The 23,143-nt window shown below is 73.3% G+C and carries 20 protein-coding genes; 6 read left to right on the top strand and 14 right to left on the bottom strand.

The annotated features are described in order from the left end of the window. Positions 1-10: 10 nt before the first annotated feature. Positions 11-790: a SigE family RNA polymerase sigma factor gene (locus SCWH03_RS10550; protein WP_173263918.1), complete on the top strand. Its 780-nt coding sequence runs from the start codon at positions 11-13 to the stop codon at positions 788-790. A gap of 524 nt (positions 791-1,314) precedes the next feature. On the opposite strand, the gene SCWH03_RS10545 is transcribed toward SCWH03_RS10550, so the two are convergent. Together SCWH03_RS10545 and SCWH03_RS10540 are read right to left on the bottom strand one after the other, a co-directional pair. Next, a complete protein-coding gene (locus SCWH03_RS10545) occupies positions 1,315-3,120 on the bottom strand; it encodes an SDR family NAD(P)-dependent oxidoreductase (protein ID WP_173263917.1) in 1,806 nt (601 codons plus the stop codon). 397 nt (positions 3,121-3,517) lie between these two features. Further along, positions 3,518-4,225, bottom strand: coding sequence for a uridine kinase (locus SCWH03_RS10540; protein ID WP_173263916.1), 708 nt, complete (start codon positions 4,223-4,225; stop codon positions 3,518-3,520). Positions 4,226-4,276: 51 nt separating this feature from the next. Here SCWH03_RS10540 and SCWH03_RS10535 point away from each other — a divergent pair, with 51 nt between their 5' ends. Beyond that, complete coding sequence (locus tag SCWH03_RS10535) at positions 4,277-4,639, top strand: hypothetical protein (protein WP_173263915.1); 363 nt, start codon at positions 4,277-4,279, stop codon at positions 4,637-4,639. Positions 4,640-4,878: 239 nt separating this feature from the next. On the opposite strand, the gene SCWH03_RS10530 is transcribed toward SCWH03_RS10535, so the two are convergent. Genes SCWH03_RS10530 through deoC form a run of 3 tightly spaced genes read right to left on the bottom strand, consistent with a single transcriptional unit; the run spans position 4,879 to position 8,217 of the window. Further along, positions 4,879-5,823: an aldehyde dehydrogenase family protein gene (locus SCWH03_RS10530; protein WP_173263914.1), complete on the bottom strand. Its 945-nt coding sequence runs from the start codon at positions 5,821-5,823 to the stop codon at positions 4,879-4,881. Next, a complete protein-coding gene (locus SCWH03_RS10525; RefSeq protein ID WP_173263913.1) occupies positions 5,816-7,264 on the bottom strand; it encodes an aldehyde dehydrogenase family protein in 1,449 nt (482 codons plus the stop codon). The genes SCWH03_RS10530 and SCWH03_RS10525 overlap by 8 nt, the downstream gene beginning before the upstream one ends. A 5-nt stretch (positions 7,265-7,269) precedes the next feature. Further along, positions 7,270-8,217: a deoxyribose-phosphate aldolase gene (gene deoC / locus SCWH03_RS10520; protein WP_173264168.1), complete on the bottom strand. Its 948-nt coding sequence runs from the start codon at positions 8,215-8,217 to the stop codon at positions 7,270-7,272. A gap of 99 nt (positions 8,218-8,316) precedes the next feature. On the opposite strand from deoC, the gene SCWH03_RS10515 reads away from it, so the two are divergent. After that, positions 8,317-8,958, top strand: coding sequence for a PH domain-containing protein (locus SCWH03_RS10515; protein WP_173263912.1), 642 nt, complete (start codon positions 8,317-8,319; stop codon positions 8,956-8,958). Positions 8,959-9,264: 306 nt separating this feature from the next. Here SCWH03_RS10515 and SCWH03_RS10510 read toward each other — a convergent pair whose 3' ends face one another. The 3 genes from SCWH03_RS10510 to SCWH03_RS10500 all read right to left on the bottom strand — a co-directional run bounded on the left by SCWH03_RS10510 (position 9,265) and on the right by SCWH03_RS10500 (position 12,695). After that, a complete protein-coding gene (locus SCWH03_RS10510) occupies positions 9,265-10,977 on the bottom strand; it encodes a phospho-sugar mutase (protein WP_173263911.1) in 1,713 nt (570 codons plus the stop codon). 178 nt (positions 10,978-11,155) lie between these two features. Further along, positions 11,156-11,965, bottom strand: a complete 810-nt coding sequence (locus SCWH03_RS10505; RefSeq protein ID WP_173263910.1) for a purine-nucleoside phosphorylase — start codon at positions 11,963-11,965, stop codon at positions 11,156-11,158. Positions 11,966-12,257: 292 nt separating this feature from the next. After that, a complete protein-coding gene (locus SCWH03_RS10500) occupies positions 12,258-12,695 on the bottom strand; it encodes a gamma-glutamylcyclotransferase family protein (RefSeq protein ID WP_173263909.1) in 438 nt (145 codons plus the stop codon). Between the two features lie 467 nt (positions 12,696-13,162). Here SCWH03_RS10500 and SCWH03_RS10495 point away from each other — a divergent pair, with 467 nt between their 5' ends. Further along, entirely contained in the window at positions 13,163-14,602 is a 1,440-nt protein-coding gene (locus tag SCWH03_RS10495) for an NAD(P)H-quinone dehydrogenase (protein ID WP_173263908.1), read from the top strand. A gap of 157 nt (positions 14,603-14,759) precedes the next feature. Further along, positions 14,760-15,683 (top strand): DeoR/GlpR family DNA-binding transcription regulator, encoded by a 924-nt coding sequence (locus SCWH03_RS10490; protein ID WP_173263907.1) that lies wholly within the window; start codon positions 14,760-14,762, stop codon positions 15,681-15,683. Between the two features lie 408 nt (positions 15,684-16,091). Here SCWH03_RS10490 and SCWH03_RS10485 read toward each other — a convergent pair whose 3' ends face one another. Next, on the bottom strand, positions 16,092-16,694 hold the full coding sequence (locus SCWH03_RS10485; protein WP_254076672.1) for a TetR/AcrR family transcriptional regulator: 603 nt from the start codon (positions 16,692-16,694) through the stop codon (positions 16,092-16,094). A gap of 276 nt (positions 16,695-16,970) precedes the next feature. Further along, positions 16,971-18,734 (bottom strand): acetyl/propionyl/methylcrotonyl-CoA carboxylase subunit alpha, encoded by a 1,764-nt coding sequence (locus SCWH03_RS10480; protein WP_173263905.1) that lies wholly within the window; start codon positions 18,732-18,734, stop codon positions 16,971-16,973. Positions 18,735-19,211: 477 nt separating this feature from the next. Here SCWH03_RS10480 and SCWH03_RS10475 point away from each other — a divergent pair, with 477 nt between their 5' ends. Continuing rightward, positions 19,212-19,700, top strand: a complete 489-nt coding sequence (locus SCWH03_RS10475; protein ID WP_173264167.1) for a hypothetical protein — start codon at positions 19,212-19,214, stop codon at positions 19,698-19,700. A gap of 200 nt (positions 19,701-19,900) precedes the next feature. Here SCWH03_RS10475 and SCWH03_RS10470 read toward each other — a convergent pair whose 3' ends face one another. The 4 genes from SCWH03_RS10470 to SCWH03_RS10460 all read right to left on the bottom strand — a co-directional run bounded on the left by SCWH03_RS10470 (position 19,901) and on the right by SCWH03_RS10460 (position 23,076). Continuing rightward, positions 19,901-20,506 (bottom strand): nucleoside triphosphate pyrophosphatase, encoded by a 606-nt coding sequence (locus tag SCWH03_RS10470; protein ID WP_173263904.1) that lies wholly within the window; start codon positions 20,504-20,506, stop codon positions 19,901-19,903. Between the two features lie 489 nt (positions 20,507-20,995). Then, positions 20,996-21,124: a morphogenic membrane protein MmpB gene (mmpB, locus tag SCWH03_RS29600; RefSeq protein ID WP_272491051.1), complete on the bottom strand. Its 129-nt coding sequence runs from the start codon at positions 21,122-21,124 to the stop codon at positions 20,996-20,998. Positions 21,125-21,242: 118 nt separating this feature from the next. Further along, positions 21,243-21,449, bottom strand: coding sequence for an acyl-CoA carboxylase epsilon subunit (locus tag SCWH03_RS10465; RefSeq protein ID WP_173263903.1), 207 nt, complete (start codon positions 21,447-21,449; stop codon positions 21,243-21,245). Positions 21,450-21,474: 25 nt separating this feature from the next. Then, on the bottom strand, positions 21,475-23,076 hold the full coding sequence (locus tag SCWH03_RS10460) for an acyl-CoA carboxylase subunit beta (RefSeq protein ID WP_173263902.1): 1,602 nt from the start codon (positions 23,074-23,076) through the stop codon (positions 21,475-21,477). Positions 23,077-23,143: the final 67 nt, after the last annotated feature.

Raw genomic sequence — 23,143 nt, 5'->3', positions numbered from 1 at the left:
GGGGCGCGAGATGAAGGCACTGCACAGCACCGCTTCGAGCGCGGTTGTCACACGTCTCCACGACGTCGTGCGGAACACCGAGAAGTCCGGCGCCGTGAACGTGCGGGGGTGCGCTCGCGGCGCCGGGCGTCAGCACAAGCCGTCGTCCGCTGAGCAGGTGCGGACACCGTGGATGGCGGTCGTTGACGCGAAGGCCGAGGGGGGCCACGGGGGAAGCGGGTACGGGGAGGGCACGGGGGAGCGGAGCGGCCCGGAGGAGCGGGCGGACGCCGAAGCGGCGTTCACCGCCTACGTCCGGGAGCGCCGCGCCTCCCTGTACGCGGCGGCGTACCACCTGACCGGTGACCGCTACGAGGCGGAGGACCTGCTGCAGAGCGCGCTGTTCTCCACCTACCGGGCGTGGGACCGGATCAGCGACAAGGCGGCGCTCGGCGGCTACCTGCGCAGGACGATGACGAACCTGCACATCAGCGCCTGGCGCCGGCGCAAGATCGACGAATACCCGACCGAGGAGCTTCCGGAGACGGCGGGCGACACGGACGCGATGCGCGGCACGGAGCTGCGCGCGGTCCTGTGGCAGGCCCTGGCCCGGCTTCCCGAGCTGCAGCGCACGATGCTGGTGCTGCGCTACTACGAGGGACGCACGGACCCGGAGATCGCGGACATCCTCGGCATCAGCGTCGGCACGGTGAAGTCGAGCATCTGGCGCTCCCTGCGCCGGATGCGCGAGGACGGGGCGCTGAGCTTCGGCCGTGACGAGGAGGAGTCCTTCGGCGAGCTGGTGGCCTGAAGGCGGTACGGGGGAGCAACGGGGGCCACGGGGGCTCCGCGGTCCGCTGGGGAAGCGACGGGGGACGAGGCGGGGAACCGCGGGGGAGGGTGAAGCGGGGCCGCGCGGCCTGAGGTGCCGCACGGCCCCGCTTCGCGTGCCCGTGCGGGGGCCCCGCACGGGCACGCTTCGTGCGTGTGCGTGTGCGTGTGCGTGTGCGTGTGCGTGGCGGCCGCGCCGGCCTGCGTGACGGCCCGCGTCACGCCCGTGTGCCCGCGTGTGCTGCCGGGCGGGTCTGCCGGGACGGGCGCCGCGCCGGATGCCGCGGGCCCGGCAGGGCGATGGGGGCGGCGGCGATCGCGGGCCGCACGTGACGGCTTCCCGTGCCGGGAGTGCTGCCGGGCGTCCACCGGCGCTGCCTCGGGGGCTGCGGCGGCGCCGGCGACCGTTCCCCACCGCCCGATGCACCGACCGCTTCGCGTGAGGGGCCGGCGACGGCCGGGAGTTCCCGGGAACCACGCGGCACCGGCGCGGACGGGGCCGGTTCAGTCGGGCAGGAGGAGGTTGACGTCTCCGAACTCGCCCCACCGGTAGTGTTCGACCCGTGCCTCCGCGTAACAGGCGGTGAGCAGCTCCGTTCCCGCCAGGGCCTCCAGGAGCCTCAGATGGGATGCCTCGGCCTCGTGCAGCCCGGTGAGGAGACCGGAGACCGTCTGGATCGTGCGCTGCGGGCCGATGACGAGATCGGTCCAGCCGCGGGCTGCTCGGACCGTACCGCCCTGGTCGGCGGCGGACTCGAGCGCGCGGACCGCGGTCGTGCCGACGGCGACGACCCTCCCGCCGCAGGCACGCGCGTTGTTGATCAACTGTGCCGTCGCCGGGGGGACCGCGAACAGTTCCGGGCCGGGCGGTTGACTCGGCGCACCGGGGGAGGGCCGGGTGTGGAGTTCGATCGGCGCGATCACCACGCCCCGCGTCACCACGGCGGTCACCAGGTGGTCGGTGAAGGGCCGTGCCGCGCTGGGCAGCTCCGCGGACTGGTGGGCGGGTGCTCCCGACGCCACTTCCGTCGCGTCGGCGAACACCGTCTGCTGCGCCGTCAGCGGATGGCAGGTCCCGACATCCCCGTGGAACGGCCGTCCCCGGTGTCGGAGTCGGTCCGTCGAGGGGCCCGACGCCAGGAAGTGGGCCAGCCACAGCCGGTTCGATCCGGGCTCCAGTCTGTGGTCGAGCACCAGCCGGACCCGTGTGTCGTCGTCCACGGCGACCACGGTCCCGGGCGCACAGGTGTCCACCGGTGTGCCGCCGTCCGCGGAGGACAGTTCCACCACCCAGCGGCCGTCGTCCAACCGGGTGGAGAACCGGATCGTCACCGCCTCTGATCCGGCCCGGCCGTCGACCTTCGGAGGCGCGGTCGCGGAGGTGTTCACCACCAGGACGTCCAGCGGGCGCAGCAGGCGCGGCAGTTCGGAGAAATGATGGTGAGTCACCTCGCCCGACGCCTTTCTCCCCACCAGCAGCCGCACGTCGCCGCGGTCGACACCGTGCTCCTCCGGCGGCACGTTCGCCTTCAGGGCCCCGGGGAGTGAGAACTTCGCGCGGGAGAGACCGGCACTGCCGCGGGCTCGTGCCTTCCGCGCGCCGCGGTCCGCACCCGGGACGGAGGCGGAGGTGCCGTCGGTCAGGCCTGCGGGCGAGGCGGTGTCGGCCCTGCCGGCTTGGGCGCTCCGGAGGACCTCGGCCGTGTCGTAGTGGCCGGACGGGGCTCCGTGCTCCAGCAGTTCCAGCAGGGCGGGTGCCTGTGCGCGGCCGTCGGAGTCGACGGTCCAGACGCGCACGAGCGGTTCCTCGATCGCGATCTCGGCCGCCAGCCGGTCCAGTGCCGCCTTGACCGCGCTGTATCCGTCGAGGGGGCCGCCGGGCTCCGCCGCGCTGTGGGGGCTGACGGCGGCCACGGCGCCTCGCGACTCCCGGAGGAGCGGCAGAGCCGTACGGAGCAGACCGAGTGGCGCGAGTACGGTCACGTCCAGCATGCGGCGGAACGCGTCGGGTGGCGGGTCGCACAGTGCGACCGGCGGCCGAATGCCGGCGCTGCTCACCAGGAGGTCCAGTCCTCCCAGGTCGCGGGCCGCCTCGACCAGCGCCATCTGGTGGCTACCGTCGCGGATGTCTCCGGCGAGCGCGGTCACCGGAGCCCCGACCGGGGTTCCGAGGACGCCGGCGGTGTCGGTGTCGGCGGCAGCGTCGGCATCGGCGGTGTCCAGCACCAGTGACCAGCCCCGGCCGTGCAGTCGACGGGCCAGCTCGAGGGCGTGCTCGTCGAGGGAGCCCGCGATGACCGCAGTGCGCATGTCTCTCTCCAGACTTCGCGCCCCGCTTCCCATCGTATGCCGCTCGGGGGCGCCTGGGCCCGGCGCGCTCCGCCCCTGCGGCGCCCGGTCGGCCCCTCCACGGCCCCGTTCCCGGCGGCCCCGTTCCCGATGGTGGTCCCCTCGGCAAGGCGTTTCCTCGGCTGTCGGACGAGCCGTCGTTCACCTTGATCCGTCGCGCAACCCCGGGCGTTCAGTCTCAGGCCCGCGAGGAAGAGCTTCCCTGGGCACTCCCCTGGTGTGCGGCATCCATGCCCGCCGGGGTGCGCTGCGAGCCGCCGGGTCCTTCTGCTCGCGGCAGGCGGCGCCCCCGGGCCCCCTGCCGTCCGCCGTCCGCTCTGATCCTGCGGACCGGCAGGGGGCCGCCGGTCCGGCCTCGCTACGCCGTCTCCCCGGCGAGGACGGCGCGGCAGTCGTCCGCCGTGGCGGCGGCGAGGCGGACGAGGGCCTCGTCCGCGGCGCAGGGGTGGGCGCCGAGTGCCGCCTGGCGGGCGACGATGCCGCGCTCCGCGCGCATCAGCCGCCAGCCGCGCCGGAGCAGGAAGGGCACGGACTTGCGGCCTTCTCGGAGATCCCGCACCAGCCGGCGGCGGAAGGTCGTCGAGGGCCGTCCGCGCAGGCACAGGGCGTCCGCGAGGAGGCCGAGCTCCCGGCAGCGGTCCACGATGTCCGCGGCGAAGATGCCCTCCGCGACGAAGAGCGGGGTGCGGGAGATGTCGACGTTCTCACGGCCGGTGCGGGAGCTGGTGGCGATGTCGTACACCGGGACCGTCGTCCGCCCCGTGCGGCACAGCTCGGCGACCGCGCGGACCGCGGCGTCGGCGTCCCAGGAGGCGGGGGAGTCCCAGTCGACGGCCGTGGTGCCCGCCATCAGCGGGAGGCTCGGGTCGTCCCCCTCCTTGTAGAAGTCGTCGAGGCGCAGCACCGGGAGGCCGGAGCGGGCGGCGAGGGACGATTTTCCGGAACCGGAGGGCCCGGACAGCAGGACGACACGCGTCGGCGGGGGTTGGGAACTCACGGGACACCAGTGTGAGGCATTGACCCGTGCGTGGGACCCCCCGGAGGTCCGGTTGGTATCGAGCGTCACATCGCAACTACGCTGCGTCGTCGACCGGTTACTTCTGGAGGCAGGATTCCCATGGCAGGCACGAAGTTGCTCAGGGCGGCCGGGCTGACCGTGACCGCGCTGGGCGCGGCGCTCGGCGCCGGGGCCGCACCGGCTCAGGCGGCGCCCGCGGACGGCCACGGCCCGGCGGCCGTGAACGCCCTCGCGGACACCGTCGGGTACATCGGCGCACCCGTCGAGAGCGTTCCGCTGAACCCGCTCGCACACACCGGTGTGGACCCGCTCGACAACGGGATCGGTACGCAGATCGCCGACTTCCCGGCGCTCGACACCCGGTATGTGACCGGCTCGCTGGGCAGCCCGCGGGAGATCCCGCTCGTCGGTCCGCTGCTCGGCGGGCTGATCCCCGGCGGCGCCGGGCCGGTCTCGGGCTGATCCCCGGCGCCCCCGGGCCGGTCCCGTGTCGGCCCCGGCGGGTCTCCGGCCGGCCAGGGGCGGGCCGGAGCAGGGCCCGGACCGGCGTGCGGACGCGCGGTCGCTGCTCCCCCGGGTCCGCCCCACGGGGCTGGCGGGGGAGCAGCGCGGCGGACCCGTGGGGGATCGCCCCCACGGGTCCGCCGGCGTGCGGCGGGACGTGCGGCAGGTGCGCCGCGCGTCCCGCCGACGGGCACGTGTCAGTACGCCGAGCCGGAGGCCCCCAGTGAACCCGTCGGGTGCCAGACCGTCTTGGTCTCCAGAAAGGCCGTCAGCCGGTCCGTGCCGGGATCGGCCGTCCAGTCCTCGGCGCGAGGGCGCAGCACCCGCTTGAGGTTGTCCGCCGCGGCGACCTCCAGTTCCGCGGCGAGCTGCGCCGCGGCCCCGGTGAGGTCGATCGCGTTGACGTCCTGGTGCGCGGCCAGCGGGGCGGCGATCTCCGCCGTGCGGCCGGACAGGATGTTGACCACTCCGCCGGGAACGTCGGACGTGGCCAGCACCTCGCCGAGCGACAGCGCCGGCAGCGGCGCCCGCTCCGATGCGACGGCCACGACCGTGTTGCCCGTCGCGATCGCGGGGGCGATCACCGAGACCAGGCCGAGGAAGGACGACTCCTGCGGGGCGAGCACGGTGACGACACCGGTCGGTTCGGGTGTCGACAGGTTGAGGTACGGGCCCGCGACCGGGTTCGCCCCGCCGGCGATCTGGCCGATCTTGTCCGTCCAGCCCGCGTACCACACCCAGCGGTCGATCGCGGCGTCCACGACCGCGCCCGCCCCGGACCTCGACAGGCCCTCGGCGTCGGCCACCTCGCGCACGAACTGCTCCCTGCGGCCCTGAAGCATCTCGGCGACGCGGTAGAGGACCTGGCCCCGGTTGTAGGCCGTCGCACCCGACCAGCCGCCGAACGCCTTGCGCGCGGCGACGACCGCGTCCCGGGCGTCCTTGCGGGAGGAGAGGGGCGCGTTGGCCAGCCACTCGCCCCCGCCTTCGCCCTTGCTCCTGCTCTTGCCCTTGGCCGCCGCGCCGGCGGCTGATGTCGCCCTGGTCACCTCGTACACCCGGCCGCTCTCGCTGCGGGGGAACCTGCCCCCGACGTACAGCTTGTAGGTCTTGAAGACGGACAGACGCGTCGGCTCAGACATCGAGGTAGGCCTCCAGACCGTGGCGGCCGCCCTCGCGGCCGAAGCCCGACTCCTTGTATCCGCCGAAGGGCGAGGCCGGGTCGAACTTGTTGAAGGTGTTGGCCCACACGACTCCGGCCCGGAGCTTGCCCGCCACCGCGAGGATGCGGGAGCCCTTCTCCGTCCAGATGCCTGCGGACAGGCCGTACTGGCTGTTGTTGGCCTTGGCGACGGCCTCGTCCGGGGTCCGGAACGTCAGCACCGAGAGCACCGGGCCGAAGATCTCTTCCCGGGCGATGGTGTGGGCCTGGGTGACATGGGTGAACAGCGTCGGGGCGAACCAGTAGCCGGCCGACGGCAGTGCGCACGGCGCCGTCCAGCGCTCGGCGCCCTCCGCCTCGCCGGTCTCGGCGAGGGCCGTGATCCTGGCCAGCTGCTCGGCCGAGTTGATGGCGCCGATGTCGGTGTTCTTGTCCAGCGGGTCGCCGAGGCGCAGGGTCGACAGCCGCCGCTTGAGGGCGTCCAGCAGCTCGTCGTGGACCGACTCCTGGACGAGGAGGCGGGAGCCCGCGCAGCAGACCTGGCCCTGGTTGAAGAAGATGCCGCCGACGATGCCCTCGACGGCCTGGTCGAGGGGGGCGTCGTCGAAGACGATGTTGGCGCCCTTGCCGCCCAGCTCCAGCGTGAGTTTCTTGTCCGTGCCGGCGACCTCGCGGGCGATGGCCTTGCCGACCGCGGTGGAACCGGTGAAGGCCACCTTGTTCACATCCGGGTGGGCGACGAGCGCCGCGCCCGCGTCGCCGTAGCCGGGGACGATGTTGACGACGCCCTTGGGCAGTCCGGCCCGGCGGCAGACGTCGGCGAAGAAGAGCGCGGACAGCGGGGTGGTCTCGGCGGGCTTGAGCACCACCGTGTTGCCGGTGGCGAGCGCCGGGGCGATCTTCCACGCCAGCATCAGCAGCGGGAAGTTCCAGGGGATGACCTGGCCCGCGACGCCGAGCGGCCGCGGGTCGGGCCCGTATCCGGCGTGGCCGAGCTTGTCCGCCCAGCCCGCGTAGTAGAAGAAGTGCGCCGCGACCAGCGGGAGGTCGGCGTCGCGGGTCTCCCTGATCGGCTTGCCGTTGTCCAGCGTCTCCAGGACGGCGAACTCGCGCGAGCGCTCCTGGATGATCCGGGCGATGCGGAAGAGGTACTTGGCGCGCTCGGAACCCGGCAGCGCGGACCACGTCGCGAACGCCCTGCGCGCCGCGCCCACCGCGCGGTCGATGTCCTCGGCGCCCGCCCGGGCGACCTCGGACAGGACCTCCTCGGTGGAGGGGGAGACGGTCTTGAAGACCCTGCCGTCGGCGGCGTCGGTGAACTCGCCGTCGATGAAGAGGCCGTACGACGGGGCGATGTCGACGACCGACCGCGACTCGGGCGCGGGTGCGTACTCGAACGCCGAAAGCTTGTCCATGGTCATGGGTCTCAGTCCACCGTCACGTAGTCGGGGCCGGAGTAGCGGCCGGTCGCCAGCTTCTGGCGCTGCATCAGCAGGTCGTTGAGCAGGCTGGAGGCGCCGAACCGGAACCAGTGGTTGTCCAGCCAGTCCCGGCCCGCGGTCTCGTTGACGAGCACCAGGAACTTGACGGCGTCCTTGCTGGTGCGGATGCCGCCGGCGGGCTTCACGCCGACCTGGACGCCGGTCTGCGCCCGGAAGTCGCGGACGGCCTCCAGCATGAGCAGGGTGCTGGCCGGGGTCGCGTTGACGGCGACCTTTCCGGTCGACGTCTTGATGAAGTCGGCTCCGGCCATCATGCCGAGCCAGGAGGCGCGGCGGATGTTGTCGTACGTGGAGAGCTCACCGGTCTCGAAGATGACCTTCAGCCGGGCCGGCCCTGAGGCCTCCTTCACGGCGCGGATCTCCTCGAAGACCTTCAGGTAGCCGCCCGCGAGGAAGGCGCCGCGGTCGATCACCATGTCGATCTCGTCGGCCCCGGCCTCGACGGCGTCGCGGGTGTCCGCGAGCTTGACGTCCAGTGCGGCGCGGCCGGCGGGGAAGGCGGTGGCGACGGAGGCGACCTTCACATCCGTCCCGGCCAGCGCGGCCCTGGCGGTGGCTGCCATGTCGGGGTAGACGCAGACGGCGGCGGTCGCCGGCGTGGTGCGGTCGGTCGGATCGGGATGGACGGCCTTGGCGGCGAGCGCCCGGACCTTGCCCGGGGTGTCCGCGCCTTCCAGCGTCGTCAGGTCGATCATCGAAATGGCCAGGTCGATGGCGTACGCCTTGGCCGTCGCCTTGATCGAGCGGGTGCCGAGGGACGCGGCGCGCGCTTCCAGGCCGACAGGATCGACCCCGGGCAGCCCGTGCAGGAAGCGGCGCAGTGCACTGTCGGACGAGGTCGCGTCAGCGAATGCGGGTGCAGTGGTGGGCATGGTCACCAGACCAGCATATCTACGCGCGTAGCAACCTGTACAGGGGGCGCCGGGGACTCATCACCGGGCACCCCCGGCCCATGCGGCAGAATCGTGGGCATGGACAGCCCCCAGCAGCCGACCGCCGAGCCGGCGCACGCCGACCGCGTCTACCGTTCGCCCTCCGGCATCGCCGCCGGTGTGCTGCTGCTCGCACTCACCGGCTGGATCGGCGGTGACGCGCTCGTCCGCGGCGAGGGGCTGACGCCATGGGTCGCGCTCGCGGGGCTGCTGGTGCTGGTGCCCCTCATCGTCGCCTTCACCCTGCGGCCCGCGGTCTTCGCCGACGACGACCGGCTCCGCGTCAGGAACCCCTTCCGTACCATCGTCCTGCCCTGGCAGACGGTCGCGGACGTGCGCGCCGGGTACTCGAGCGAGGTCTTCACCGAGGACGGCGCCACGTACCAGCTGTGGGCCGTGCCGGTGTCCCTGCGGCAGCGCAAGGCGGCCGCCCGCAGGCGGTCGAGGGCCATCGCCGCGGGCGACCCCGCCGCCACCCGGCCGGGCGGCGGCGGGATCGCCCGCGGCACACCGCACCTGGCGTCGGGCGACCGGACGATCGCCGAACTCAGGGGACTTTCCGAGCAGTCCGGGCACCGGCCGACCGCCGCAGGCGAACCGCGGGTGCGCTGGGCGTACGAGATCGCCGGGCCGGTCCTGGTGGGAGCGGTCGCCCTGGTGGTCCTGCTCGCCGTCGGCTGAGTCTCCGACCGCCGGTGCCCCGCCGGTACGGCCGGGGGCCGGATCCCGGACACGGGGGCTGCTCCGGTGTCCGGCGGGCGCCACCGCCACCCTCGCCCCGGGGGTGCGGCGGGGCAGCCGGTAGGTCGGTTGCCGTAGGGAAATCACCCCCGGGAAGCCCCCGGTCCCGCCACCGCGCTCCCGGTCCCGCCTACCGCTCCCGGCATCGCCCACCGCTCCCGGTCTTGCTGCCCCGGTCCCGGGCTCGCCGTCGCCCCGCCCGGCCCCGCCCCCGGCACGCGGGCGCCGGACAGGCCCGATGAGCCGTCAGATCCCGGCGGCCTCCGCCAGATCCCGCTTGACGGCGGCCAGGACCTCGGCGGCACGGGCCCGGGCGGCGGGCAGCCCGCTCGCCCCGGAGACCGGCACCACGACCTCCAGATAGCACTTGAGCTTGGGCTCGGTGCCGCTGGGACGGACGACGACGCGGGCGTCGTACTCGCCCTCCAGGCAGTACCTGAGGCCGTCCGTGGGCGGGAGCGCCCCGGAGCCCTCCGAGAGGTCCTCCGCCGATGCCACACGCAGGCCCGCCAGTGCCGCGGGCGGCTTGTCCCGCAGGCGTCGCATGGCGTCCGCGATGACGCCCAGGTCCTCCACCCGGACCGACAGCTGGTCCGTGGCGTGCAGGCCGTGGGCGACGGCGAGGTCGTCCAGCAGGTCGGTGAGGGTGCGGCCGTCGGCCTTGAGTTCCGAGGCCAGTTCGGCGACCAGCAGCGCGGCGGTGATGCCGTCCTTGTCGCGTACGCCGTCCGGGTCGACGCAGTAGCCGAGGGCCTCCTCGTAGCCGTACCGCAGGCCCTCCGCCCGGGAGATCCACTTGAAGCCGGTCAGGGTCTCCTCGTAGCCGAGCCCCGCCGCCTCGGCGATCCGGCCGAGCAGCGACGAGGACACGATCGACGTGGCGAACGTGCCGCTCGCCCCCCTCGCCGGCGCGTCCGTCGGCACACTCCCGGAGGCGCTGCCCGACGCGTCCGCCGACACGCCCTTGCGGACGAGGTGGGCGCCGAGCAGTGCGCCGACCTCGTCACCGCGGAGCATGCGCCAGCCGCCGTCCGCGCTCTCGTCGGGGACCGCCACCGCGCAGCGGTCGGCGTCGGGGTCGTTGGCGATGACCAGGTCCGGACCTGTCTCGCGCGCCTTCGCGAACGCGAGGTCCATCGCGCCCGGCTCCTCCGGGTTGGGGAAGGCGACCGTGGGGAAGTCGGGGTCGGGCTCGGCCTGCTCGCCGACGAGCACGGGGGCGGGGAAGCCGGCCCGCTCCCAGGCCGCAAGCACCACGTCCGTGCCGACGCCGTGCAGGGCCGTGTGGACCACGCGGGCCGTCCGCGGCGAGTGCGGGCTGAGGACCGCGTCGGTGCGCTCCAGGTAGGACCGCAGCACCTCGTCTCCGAGCGTGTCCCAGCCGCTCTCGGGACGCGGCAGGTCGTGGATGCTGCCGACCGCCTCGATCTCCGCGGCGATCCCGGTGTCGGCCGGGGGCACGATCTGCGCGCCGTCGCCGAGGTAGACCTTGTAGCCGTTGTCACGCGGCGGGTTGTGGCTCGCGGTGACCTCGACACCGGCGACGGCACCCAGGTGCCGGATCGCGAACGCGAGCACGGGCGTGGGCAGCGGGCGCGGCAGCAGTGCGGCCCGCAGCCCGGCACCGGTCATCACGGCGGCGGTGTCACGGGCGAAGTCCGCCGACTTGCGGCGGGCGTCGTAGCCGATCACGACCAGACCGCCGGCGTGGCCCCGGGCCTTCAGATACGCGGCCAGACCGGCCGCCGCGCGGATCACGACGACGCGGTTCATCCGCATCGGCCCGGCCCCGAGTTCGCCGCGCAGTCCGGCCGTGCCGAACTGCAGCGTCCCGGCGAACCGGGCGCCCAGCTCCGCCGTGTCCCCCGCGTCGATGATCCGGGCCAGCTCGTCCCGGGTCCCGGCGTCGGGGTCCTCGGCCAGCCAGGCCCGGGCCTGCGCGATCAGGTCCTTCGCCACGGTGATGTCCCTCTCTCCAGTCGTGGTGGGCGGGGGCGGCGCCGGCGGTGTGTCCCGTGGCGCCCGCGCCCGCGTCTGCCCGTCCAGGGCGGCGGTGGCTTCTTCCGCTCCCTGCCCGCCACCTGGCCGGGGGCGCGGGGCCCGTGCCCCGCGCAGCTCCGGCGCCGGGGGCGACCCGTCAGATCCTGGCCAGTACCCGGGTCAGCAGCTCGCCCATCCGGGCCGCGGAGTCGCGTCCGGCCTGCAGGACCTCTTCGTGGTTGAGCGGCTCTCCCGAGAGTCCGGCCGCGAGGTTGGTGACCAGGGAGATCCCGAGCACCTCGGCACCGGCCTCGCGGGCCGCGATGGCCTCCAGCACGGTGGACATGCCCACGAGGTCGCCGCCCATGACACGGACCATGTTGATCTCGGCGGGAGTCTCGTAGTGCGGGCCGGGGAACTGGACGTAGACGCCCTCCTCCAGCGTCGGGTCCACCTCCTTGCACAGCGCCCGCAGCCTCGGCGAGTACAGGTCGGTCAGGTCCACGAAGTTGGCGCCGGCGATCGGCGAGGCGGCGGTGAGGTTGATGTGGTCGCCGATGAGGACCGGCTGACCCGGCCGCATGCCCTCGCGCAGACCGCCGCATCCGTTGGTCAGGACGACGGTCTTGCAGCCGGAGGCGACGGCGGTGCGCACACCGTGCGCCACGGCGGCGACGCCGCGGCCCTCGTAGTAGTGCGTACGGCCGAGGAAGACGAGCGTGCGCTTGTCGCCGATCCGGTACGAGCGGACCTTGCCGCCGTGGCCCTCGACCGCCGGGGGAGGGAAGCCGGGCAGCTCCGTGACCGGGAACTCCGCGTCTGGGGCACCGAGGGCGTCGACCGCGGGCGCCCAGCCCGAGCCCATCACCAGGGCGACGTCATGGGTCTCGGCGCCGGTCAGCTCTCGCAGGCGCGCGGCCGCGGCGTCGGCGGCGGCATGGGGGTCCGGGGTAAGGGAAACGTTCACGGGAAAAGCCTAGCCTGAGAACCCCTACGCGCGTAGATGAAGATGCTCACGACTCCGCAACCCTTTCCTCGTGGGAACACACAAGGGCTGCGCAGGGGCGCGCCGGGACGGCGGGACCGCCCGGAGTGGTCGGGAGTGCCCAGGGGGCGGGCGGTGGTCCGCGGGGAGTGCCCAGGGGGCGGGCGGTGGTCCGCGCCGCGCCGTCCGCCCGGCACGGGAGGCCTGCTCCGCGCCCGGAGCAGGCGACCCGGGCCCCGCGACCCGGCGGCCCGGCGGCCCGCTCGGGCGCGGGTCAGCACGGACGCTTGCGCAGCTCCATCACATAGTCGTGGGGGGCGCCCGCCGATTCGGCCGCGTCGGCGATCTCGCCGAGGTAGCGAGCGGAGGGCAGGCCGCCCTCGTACCCGTTCAGCACGTACACCCAGGCCGGCTCCTCGCCGTCCAGCGTGTGCACCCGCACGCGCATGCGCCGGTAGATGTCGAGTCCGACGCCCTCCCAGCGGTCCATCGAGTCCTCGTCGAGGGGGGCGATGTCGTACAGCGCGACGAAGACCTGCGAGCGCGGGGCCTCCACGATCGTGGGCAGCGCTCCCTCCCATCCCAGCTGCTCGCCACCGAAGGTCAGCCGCCAGCCGTTGAGCCAGCCGGTGCCGCGCAGCGGGGAATGCGGTGCGCGGCGGGTCATCAGCCGCGCGTCGAGGTTGCCGGCGTACGCGGCGTAGAGCGACATGGGATCGAGGGTACGGGAGGGGCAGCGGTGGCCGCCCGCCCTGATCGCCACCCTGATCCCCGTGGTGGTCCCCACCGTGCTTCCCGGGGACCGGGCAGCCGGCGGGTTGGGTCCGCGGGTGCGCAGGGGCCGGGGCGCGGGCGGGTCCGGGGCCGCGGCGGGTTCGCGGCGGGTTCGCGCCCGGGCCGGCCGCCGGGAGGGCGACCGGGGCGGCGCGCCGGGGGCGGGGCGTGATGGCCGGCGGGGGCGCAGGCGGGGGCGCAGGCCGCGGGGACGTCCCGGCCGGTGTGCGCGGGGCCCTCCGGCCGTTCCGGGTCCCGCCGCCGGGCCGCCCGGTGCGATCCCCGCCCCGGAGAGCCCCCGGTGTGCTCCGCCCCGGAGAGCCCCCGGGGCGAGGCGGGTTCCGGCGTGCGGGAGAATGGGTGGGACCGACACCCGGCAGAGCGAGAGCGCGAGGCGTAACCCCAGTGACCCGGATCGTGATCATCGGTGGCGGACCCGGCGGATACGAGGCGGCTCTGGTGGCCGCCCAGCTCGGTGCGGAGGTGATCGTCGTCGACTGCGACGGCCTCGGCGGAGCGTCCGTCCTCACCGACTGCGTGCCCTCCAAGACCCTGATCGCCACCGCCGAGGTGATGACCAACTTCGACTCCTCCCACGAGGAACTCGGCATCATCGTCGCGGACGACACCCCGCACATGGACCAGCCCGCCCGGATCGTGGGCGTCGACCTCGGCAAGGTCAACCGCCGGGTGAAGCGGCTGGCGCTCGCCCAGTCCCACGACATCACCGCCGCCGTGACCCGCGCGGGCGCGCGGGTCATGCGCGGCCGCGGCCGGCTGGAGGGCGGGCAGTCCCTCGACGGCTCCCGCAAGGTGGTCGTCACCGCGGCCGACGGCAGCGAGGAGACGCTCACCGCCGACGCCGTGCTGATCGCGACCGGCGGCCACCCGCGCGAGATCCCCGACGCCAGGCCCGACGGCGAGCGGATCCTCAACTGGACCCAGGTGTACGACCTGGACGAGCTGCCCGAAGAGCTGATCGTGGTCGGCTCGGGCGTGACGGGTGCCGAGTTCGCCGGCGCCTACCAGGCGCTCGGTTCCCGTGTCACGCTGGTCTCCTCACGCGACCGCGTGCTGCCGGGCGAGGACCCGGACGCCGCCGCGGTGCTCGAGGACGTCTTCCGGCGCCGCGGTATGAACGTCATGGCCCGCTCCCGCGCCCAGTCCGCCAAGCGGGTCGGCGACCGGGTCGAGGTGACGCTGGCCGACGGCCGGGTGATCACCGGCACCCACTGCCTGATGGCCGTCGGCGCCGTCCCCAACTCCGCGGGCATGGGCCTGGAGGAGGCCGGGGTCAGGCTCACCGAGTCCGGGCACATCTGGACCGACAAGGTCTCGCGGACGACCGCGCCCGGCGTGTACGCGGCGGGCGACGTCACCGGTGTCTTCGCGCTGGCGTCGGTGGCGGCGATGCAGGGCCGCATCGCCGTCTACCACTTCCTCGGCGACGCGGTGACCCCGCTCAACCTGAAGACGGTGTCGTCGAACGTGTTCACCGACCCGGAGATCGCCACCGTCGGCTACACCCAGGCGGACGTGGACGGCGGCGTCATCGACGCCAGGGCCGTCAAGCTGCCGCTGCTGCGTAACCCCCGCGCCAAGATGCAGGGCATCAGGGACGGCTTTGTGAAGATCTTCTGCCGGCCGGGCACCGGCATCGTGGTCGGCGGAGTGATCGTGGCCCCGAGAGCCTCGGAACTGATCCATCCCGTCTCGATCGCGGTCGACAACAACCTGACGGTGGAACAGATCGCAAACGCCTTCACCGTGTACCCGTCGCTGTCGGGCTCGATCGCGGAAGTCGCCCGGCAACTGCACACCCGGAAGGCGGCGGGCGAGGCGTAGGGCGCGGAACCCCGGGATCAACCCTGGGATCAACCCCGGCAAGCCGGGACGTTAGGGCGTGACGTCCATACCACTTCCGGTGCCCCGGTGACGGCAAATTCTCGTATTCGGAGCAAAGTGCTGAAAAGCATCGACGACTGGGGTTACTGTCAGTTTCGTGTTCGCTGCAGAACGTCGTCAATTGATCCTCGAAATGGTGCGCGCCAACGGAGCCGTTTCGCTCCGTGAGCTCGCCCGCGTCGTCCAGACCTCCGAAGTGACCGTACGGCGGGACGTGCGGGCCCTGGAGGCAGAAGGACTGCTCGACCGCCGGCACGGCGGTGCGGTGTTGCCGGGCGGATTCACGCGAGAATCCGGCTTCCCGCAGAAATCCCATCTCGCGACCGCGGAGAAGACGGCCATCGCCGATCTCGCCGCGGGCCTGGTCGAAGAAGGCGAGGCCATCGTGGTCGGCGCCGGCACGACCACACAGGAGCTGGCCCGCCGGCTCGCCCGGATTCCCGGGCTCACCGTGGTGACCAACTCCCTGCTGGTCGCGCAGGCGCTGGCGCATGCCAACCGGGTCGAGGTCGTGATGACCGGCGGCACGTTGCGCGGGTCGAACTACGCGCTGGTCGGCAGCGGAGCGGAGCAGTCCCTGCAGGGGCTGCGGGTCTCCCGTGCCTTCCTGTCGGGCAGCGGCCTGACAGCCGAGCGCGGGCTGTCGACCTCCAACATGCTCTCGGCGAGCGTGGACCGGGCACTGGTACAGGCGGCGTCGGAGGTCGTGGTGCTGGCCGATCACACCAAACTGGGCGCCGACACGATGTTCCAGACGGTGCCGACCGACGTGATCACCCGTCTGGTGACGGACGAGCCGCCCCCGCACGACGACCGGGCGGCCACGGAACTGCAGGCGCTCGCGGACCAGGGTGTCGAGGTCACCGTGGCGGGCGCGGCCGCCGAAGCAGCACCTCCGCGCCGTGAGGTGCCGCTGCCGGGCCAGCGCCGTACCACCCACCCGACGACCTCCCTCCGTTCGGCCGGGGCCCTCGCGGCGGAGCCCCCGGACCGGCGGGTGGCCGACCTGCGCCGCCGCTAGGCCGTGTGGCGAAGGCGGCTCCGTCCGCCCGCAGGGCGGGGCCCCGGCGTCCGGCGCCTCGCGATCCGCCGCACCGGACGCCGCTTCGCGCCGCTGCCGGCGGGCGGACCCTGCCCGACGCAACACGCCCCGGCCGCCGCCGGGCGCCGCCGGGCGCGGCGGGTCGGGCGGTCCCGGCGGTTCGGGGCCGGGTCACGGCTCCTCCGGTCCTTCCGGCCCCTCCCGCACGTCCGGCCCGCTGTGCCCGGCGGCACGCACCGGGCCCGTGACCCGGCCCGTGCGCGGTGAGCCCACCTGCACTTCTGCGGGGTGCGCGGTGCCGGGGATACCGTGGTTTCCGGGGGCTCACGGGGCGCGGAGTGGTTTCCTCCACCGGGGGAGCACACACGGCGGTCGCCGCCACCCGCTCTACGAGGCCCGCGCCTTCAGACCGCGCAGCGTCAGTGCCAGCAGACGGTCCGCGAGTTCCGGGTCGCAGGGGGCCTGTTCGGCTGCCAGGGCGATCGCGTTGGTGAGCTGGAGAAGGTCGCTGATGGACACGTCCTCCCGGACCGCACCGGCCGCCTGGGCGCGGGAGAGCAGCCGGGAGCCCGCCTCCCGGAGGGGCACGCTGCACTGGGAGAGCGCGGAACCGGTGTCGTGTGAGGCCGCCATGAGCGCCCTGGCCACCCCGCGATATTCACCCGCATGAGTGATGAGGGCGCGTAGCCACTCCACCAGGGCCCGGCACGGCCGATCCGCCGAGGCGAGTTCCGCGGACCGGGTGAGCAGTGACGCAAGCGCGTCCTGGAAGACCGCGTTCATCAGCGCGTGCCGGTTGGGGAAGTGGCGGTACAGCGTGCCGATGCCCACGCCGGCCCGCCTGGCGACGTCCTCCAGCGACGCGTCCGTGCCGTGCTCGGCGAACGCCCTGCGCGCCTCGGCAAGCAACCGCTCGTGGTTGCGGCGTGCGTCGGCCCGCATCGGGCGTACCGCGTCCGCCGCGTCGCCGGCCGCCGTACTTGTCGTCATGGCACCCAGCATGCCATCGGTGCGCGGGGGTGAAGCGCGCTCCGTCCGGTCTCTCCGGTCTCTCTGATCCCTCTGATCCCTCTGATCCCTCCGGTCATGGGACGCGGACAGGATGCCGACAAGACGCCGACAAGACGCCGACAAGACGCCGACAAGACGCCGACGGGACGCCGACGGGACGAGGACGGGACGAGGACGGGACGCCGATGGGACAAGGACGGGGCCCACCGGGTGGAATCCGGTGGGCCCCGTCCTCGGGCGGCTGGGCGGCCTGGTTCAGTCCTTGATCTCGCAGATCACCGCGCCGGACGTGATCGACGCGCCGACCTCGGCGCTGAGACCCTTCACGGTGCCGGAGCGGTGCGCGTTCAGCGGCTGCTCCATCTTCATCGCCTCGAGGACGACGACGAGGTCGCCCTCGTCGACCTGCTGGCCCTCCTCAACGGCGATCTTGACGATGGTGCCCTGCATCGGCGAGGCGAGGGTGTCGCCGGAGGCGGCCGGGCCTGACTTCCTGGCCGTGCGGCGCTTGGGGCGGGCACCGCCGGCCGCGGCGGTCCTGGCCAGCGTCATGCCGAGCGAGGACGGCAGCGAGACCTCGAGGCGCTTGCCGCCGACCTCGACGACGACGGTGTCGCGGCCCGGCTCCTCCTCGGCCTCCGTGTCGGCGGGGGCGGCGAAGGGCTTGATCTCATTGACGAACTCGGTCTCGATCCAGCGGGTGTGGACCGTGAACGGGGTGCCGTCCGCCGGGGCGAACGCCGGGTCGGTGACGACGGCGCGGTGGAACGGGATCGCGGTGGCCATGCCCTCGACCTGGAACTCGGCCAGGGCCCGTGCGGCGCGCTGCAGCGCCTGCTCACGGGTGGCGCCGGTGACGACGAGCTTTGCCAGCAGCGAGTCCCACGCGGGGCCGATCACGCTGCCGGACTCCACCCCGGCGTCCAGCCGGACACCCGGACCGGAGGGCGGGACGAAGGAGGTGACCGTGCCGGGCGCGGGAAGGAAGTTGCGGCCCGGGTCCTCTCCGTTGATGCGGAACTCGAAGGAGTGGCCCCGCCGCGGCGGGTCGTCGTAGCCCAGCTTCTCCCCGTCGGCGATGCGGAACATCTCCCGCACCAGGTCGATGCCGGTGACCTCCTCGGTGACCGGGTGCTCGACCTGGAGCCGGGTGTTGACCTCGAGGAAGGAGATCGTGCCGTCGTTGCCGACGAGGAACTCCACGGTGCCGGCGCCGACGTAGCCGGCCTCCTTGAGGATGGCCTTGGACGCGCGGTACAGCTGGGCGTTCTGCTCGTCGTCGAGGAACGGCGCGGGGGCCTCCTCCACCAGCTTCTGGTGCCGGCGCTGCAGCGAGCAGTCACGGGTCGAGACGACCACCACGTTGCCGTGCTGGTCGGCCAGGCACTGGGTCTCGACATGGCGCGGCTTGTCCAGATAGCGCTCGACGAAGCACTCGCCGCGCCCGAACGCGGCGACGGCCTCGCGGACCGCCGAGTCGTACAGCTCTGGGACCTCCTCCAGCGTGCGGGCGACCTTGAGGCCGCGCCCGCCGCCGCCGAAGGCGGCCTTGATCGCGATCGGGAGGCCGTGCTCCTCGGCGAAGGCGACGACCTCCTCCGCGCCGGACACCGGGTCCGAGGTGCCGGCCACCAGCGGGGCGCCGGCGCGCTGGGCGATATGACGGGCCGCCACCTTGTCGCCGAGGTCGCGGATCGCGGCGGGCGGGGGGCCGATCCAGGTCAGCCCGGCGTCGATGACCGCCTGGGCGAAGTCGGCGTTCTCGGAAAGGAAGCCGTATCCCGGGTGGACGGCATCCGCGCCCGAGTCCGCTGCGGCCCGGAGGACCTTGCCCATGTCCAGGTAGCTGGCGGCCGGGGTGTCACCGCCCAGGGCGAACGCTTCGTCGGCCGCGCGGACGTGCAGAGCGTCACGGTCCGGATCGGCGTAGACGGCTACGCTCGCGATCCCGGCGTCCCGGCATGCACGGGCAACGCGGACAGCGATCTCGCCTCGGTTGGCGATGAGCACCTTGCGCACGATGGCTCCCTCCTTGCTGTTGTCCGGGTGTAGACGTCCCGGTTTGCGGCTACGCCGCGGGCCGGTCCCCGCCCGGGCGTGCCGGTCGGAGCACTCGGCGGGTCACCGCGCCGAAGACCTCGCTGAAACACGCTGAGTTTAGGGACTGCCGACACGGCCTTTCGACCCGTTCCCGGTCGTGAGCTTCCCCACACGGAGGGTCATCCGGGGTGTGGTCGTGCCGTGTCTGCCCTTGTCGCACCACGGTACGTCGGATTTCTCCAGTGCAGAGTAGCCGTCACGTGTGGTCAAGGTCTCTGCCCCGGCGGCCAGCGGCTCTGCGCGTTTCTTTGTGGAGTCCCTACGAATGGCGGAACGGTTCTTTGCCTGGGCCCGGGCCCTTGTCCGCGGGTTTACCCGTTAGTAGCGTTCGCCGTGTCGTTCGTACCTGCAGGTAACCGAGGCTGGGAAGCCCAAGGGGGTGGGGGTGCCGTGGTGCTGCGCAGAACGGTGGCCGTGGTCGCCGCGATCGTGCTCTGCCTGGAAGCCGTCGGCACCGTGGTCCTCAGCGGCATCATGGCCACCTTCGTGAGCAGCCAGAACATGTCCCTGGACGGCCTCGATCCCGGTGCCATGGCCGCCGGTACCTGGGCGATGGGCGGGGTCTCCGGGCTCTTCCTCGCCGTCTGCGGCACCCTCTTCCTCGTCGCCGCGGTGCGTGACCGCGGCCCCGGCCGCTGGGGACGGGTGCTCCTGGTCGCCTGCGCGGTGGTGCACGGGGTGCTGGGCGCGCTGGCCGTGGGGCCGGCCGGCTGGTACGCGTTCGCGTTCCTGATGGCGGTGCTGGGGCTGGTCGTACTCGCCCTGCTGCAGTACGGCGGGACGGAGCCCGAGGTCCGCGGGGAAGGCACCCCGCCCGTCGGTGAGGGCCCTCCGGCCTCCCTGGACGAGGGGCCCGTCGTCGGCGACGGGCCGGCCCGAGCCTGACGGGGGGCTCGGCACGGGTGTACCGGGGCGCGTCCCGTGCCGCGCCCATCGCACGGCGGCCCCCCGCGGGCCGGTTGCTCGGGCAGGGCGGTTGCAGCGTCCCCGCTCGGCGGGTGCACCCGGCTCGGCGGTTGCACCCGGCTCGGCGGTTGCACCTTCCGTGCACGGGGACCGAACCGCGTGCGGAGACCGCGCCCGCATCACGCCCAGAGGTCGGTGATGCCCACTCCGAGATCCGCAAGCAGCCTGCGCAGCAGCGGCAACGACAGTCCGATCACATTGCCGTGGCTGCCCTCGATCGAGTCGACGAACGGGGCGGATCTGCCGTCCAGGGTGAACGCGCCCGCCACGTGCAGCGGTTCGCCGCTTGCGACGTACGCGGCGATCTCCGCGTCCGTGGGGTCGCCGAAGCGCACGGTGGTGGAGTCCGTGGCGGACACCCGGCGGCCGCTGGCGGTGTCGATGACGCAGTGGCCCGTCCGCAGCACGCCCGCACGGCCGCGCATGGACTTCCACCGGGCGGTGGCCTCCTCCTCGTCGGCCGGCTTGCCGAGGGCCTCGCCGTCGAGTTCGAGTACGGAGTCGCAGCCGATGACGAGCGCTCCGGCCGACTCGGGGCGGGCGGCGACCGCGTCCGCCTTGGCCTCGGCGAGGACGAGTGCCAGCGTGCCGGGGTCGGGGGCGGTCAGCGCCTCCTCGTCGACACCGCTGACGACGACCTCGGGAACGAGGCCGGCATCGCGCAGCAGCCCCAGGCGGGCGGGCGAAGCGGAGGCGAGGACGACGCGGCGGCGCTGATCGGTCATGCGGGCCATCGTAGGCGGCCGGGCGGCGCCCCCGGAGTCCGCTGCGGCAGCCGCCGGTCAGACAGACCGGACCGAGTCTCCGGCTCGGCGGCCATACAGCCGCCTGCACGGGGACGGCCGCCGGTGCGGCTGCGTCCGCCCGGACCCCGGCCTGCCCCGGCCGTCCCGCCAACCGCCCCCGTCGTTTGCCCGGTCCGCCGCCGCGTCCGTGGCCCGGGCCCCGGTGTCTGTGCCTGCCTGGGCCCCGTCGTCACGGTGTCTGTGCCTGCCCGGGCCCCGTCACGGTGTCTGTGCCTGCCCGGGCCCCGTCGTCACGGTGTCTGTGCCTGCCCGGGCCCCGTCGTCACGGTGTCTGTGCCTGCCCGGGCCCCGTCGTCACGGTGTCTGTGCCTGCCTGGGCCCCGTCACGGTGTCTGTGCCTGCCTGGGCCCCGTCCCGATGTCCGCGTTCGTCCGGGCCCCGTCACAGTGTCTGCGTCCGACCCGGCCGTCAGCGCAGCCCCACGGCGATCATCGCGACGACCATGGCGAGCGCCAGCAGGACGCCCGCGCGATGCATCATCGCCTGCATCTCGCGCATCTCCTGCGGAGGTTCGTTCTCCGGGTCGGACCACAGCATGGTTCCGATCGTGGTGGCGGGAGGCCCCGGGGCGCCTGAGTACGGATACTCAGGCGCCCCGGAGCCCATGGGCCGGTCACGGGTCGGCGGGGGCCGCCGCGCGCCCCCGTCCGAGTGCTCAGCCCGGCCAGAAGGTGCGCGTCCACGCCCGCGGCCCGGGCCGCAGCGCGCGGGCCCGGGCGATACGGGCGGGGTCCGACCACTCCTCGGGCGGCAGCGGCGCGCCGGACACGGCGGAGGCCGTCGCCGCGGCGCGGGCCTGGACCACCGCCAGGGCCGCGGCCAGCTCCTCCGGGGTGGGGTTTCCCCTCACGACCTTGATCATCTGTACTCCTCGGGGCCCTCGGGGTCTACAGGGGGATGTTGCCGTGCTTCTTCGGGGGCAGGTTCTCCCGCTTCGTCCGCAACTGGCGCAGGCCCTTCACGATCTGGGCGCGGGTGTCGGAGGGCATGATCACGGCGTCGATATAGCCGCGTTCGGCCGCGATGTACGGGTTGAGGAGGGTGTCCTCGTACGCCGTGACCAGCTCGGCCCGCAGCTCCTCCCGGGCCTCGGCGTCCTCGGCGGCGGCGAGGGTGCGGCGGTGCAGGATGTTCACCGCGCCCTGCGCGCCCATCACCGCGATCTGCGCGGTCGGCCAGGCCAGGTTCAGATCGGCGCCCAGGTGCTTGGAGCCCATGACGTCGTACGCGCCGCCGAAGGCCTTGCGCGTGATGACGGTGATGAGCGGGACGGTCGCCTCGGCGTAGGCGTAGATCAGCTTGGCGCCGCGCCGGATGATGCCGCCGTACTCCTGGTCGACGCCCGGCAGGAAGCCGGGCACGTCGACAAAGGTGATCACCGGGATGTTGAACGCGTCGCAGGTCCGGACGAAGCGCGCGGCCTTCTCGCTCGCGTCGATGTCGAGGCAGCCCGCGAACTGCATCGGCTGGTTGGCGACGATGCCGACCGGGAAGCCCTCCACCCGTCCGAAGCCGGTGATGATGTTCGGCGCGAACATCGCCTGGGTCTCCAGGAACTCCCCGTCGTCCAGTGCGTGCTCGATGATCGTGTGCATGTCGTACGGCTGGTTGGCGCTGTCCGGCATCAGCGTGTCCAGCTCCCGGTCCTCGGCGGTGAGGTCCGGGGAGGCGTCCTCGGGGTAGGACGGCGGCTCGGACAGGTTGTTCGACGGCAGGTACGACAGCAGCGACTTGACGTACTCGATCGCGTCCTTCTCGTCGCCGGCCATGTGGTGGGCGACACCGGACGTGGTGTTGTGGGTGCGGGCGCCGCCCAGCTCCTCGAAGCCCACGTCCTCGCCGGTGACCGTCTTGATGACGTCGGGGCCTGTGATGAACATGTGCGAGGTCTGGTCGACCATCACCGTGAAGTCGGTGATCGCGGGCGAGTACACCGCGCCGCCCGCGCAGGGCCCCACCACGAGGGAGATCTGCGGGATCACCCCGGACGCGTGGGTGTTGCGGCGGAAGATCTCGCCGTACATCCCCAGCGCGCTGACGCCCTCCTGGATACGCGCGCCACCGGAGTCGTTGATCCCGACGACCGGGCAGCCGGTCTTCAGCGCGAAGTCCATCACCTTGATGATCTTCTGGCCGAACACCTCGCCCAGTGCCCCGCCGAAGACCGTGAAGTCCTGCGAGAAGACGGCCACCGGCCGGCCGTCCACCGTGCCGTACCCGGTGACCACGCCGTCGCCGTAGGGGCGGGTCCTCTCCAGGCCGAAAGCGGTGGAGCGGTGCCGGGCGAGTTCGTCCAGTTCGACGAACGACCCCTCGTCGAGGAGCATGTCGATCCGCTCGCGGGCGGTCAGCTTGCCCTTGGCGTGCTGCTTCTCCACCGCGCGCTCGGAGCCCGCGTGCGTCGCCTCCTGGACACGACGCCGGTAATCCGCGAGCTTGCCAGCGGTGGTGTGGATGTCGATCTCTTGCTGCTCTGCCGACTCGGACATCGGGATGCGGCTCCCTGCCTGGTCACGGGGGTGTTGGCGGTGTAAAGAGCGGTCTGGCTACTGATTC

It is taken from the genome of Streptomyces pacificus (assembly GCF_011766325.1).
GTDB classification, from domain to species: Bacteria; Actinomycetota; Actinomycetes; order Streptomycetales; family Streptomycetaceae; genus Streptomyces; species Streptomyces pacificus.
The sequence above is the reverse complement of the archived record's forward strand: the minus strand, read 5'-3'. Positions and strand labels throughout refer to the sequence as shown.

Coding starts and splice junctions, on each gene's coding strand:
- SCWH03_RS10530 (WP_173263914.1), bottom strand. CDS start 5,823: ATGTCTGAGCCGACGCGTCTGTCCGTCTTCAAGACCTACAAGCTGTAC.
- SCWH03_RS10545 (WP_173263917.1), bottom strand. CDS start 3,120: ATGCGCACTGCGGTCATCGCGGGCTCCCTCGACGAGCACGCCCTCGAG.
- SCWH03_RS10550 (WP_173263918.1), top strand. CDS start 11: ATGAAGGCACTGCACAGCACCGCTTCGAGCGCGGTTGTCACACGTCTC.
- SCWH03_RS10525 (WP_173263913.1), bottom strand. CDS start 7,264: ATGACCATGGACAAGCTTTCGGCGTTCGAGTACGCACCCGCGCCCGAG.
- SCWH03_RS10535 (WP_173263915.1), top strand. CDS start 4,277: ATGGCAGGCACGAAGTTGCTCAGGGCGGCCGGGCTGACCGTGACCGCG.
- SCWH03_RS10500 (WP_173263909.1), bottom strand. CDS start 12,695: ATGTCGCTCTACGCCGCGTACGCCGGCAACCTCGACGCGCGGCTGATG.
- SCWH03_RS10470 (WP_173263904.1), bottom strand. CDS start 20,506: ATGACCGATCAGCGCCGCCGCGTCGTCCTCGCCTCCGCTTCGCCCGCC.
- mmpB (WP_272491051.1), bottom strand. CDS start 21,124: ATGCTGTGGTCCGACCCGGAGAACGAACCTCCGCAGGAGATGCGCGAG.
- SCWH03_RS10515 (WP_173263912.1), top strand. CDS start 8,317: ATGGACAGCCCCCAGCAGCCGACCGCCGAGCCGGCGCACGCCGACCGC.
- SCWH03_RS10485 (WP_254076672.1), bottom strand. CDS start 16,694: ATGACGACAAGTACGGCGGCCGGCGACGCGGCGGACGCGGTACGCCCG.
- SCWH03_RS10460 (WP_173263902.1), bottom strand. CDS start 23,076: ATGTCCGAGTCGGCAGAGCAGCAAGAGATCGACATCCACACCACCGCT.
- deoC (WP_173264168.1), bottom strand. CDS start 8,217: ATGCCCACCACTGCACCCGCATTCGCTGACGCGACCTCGTCCGACAGT.
- SCWH03_RS10465 (WP_173263903.1), bottom strand. CDS start 21,449: ATGATCAAGGTCGTGAGGGGAAACCCCACCCCGGAGGAGCTGGCCGCG.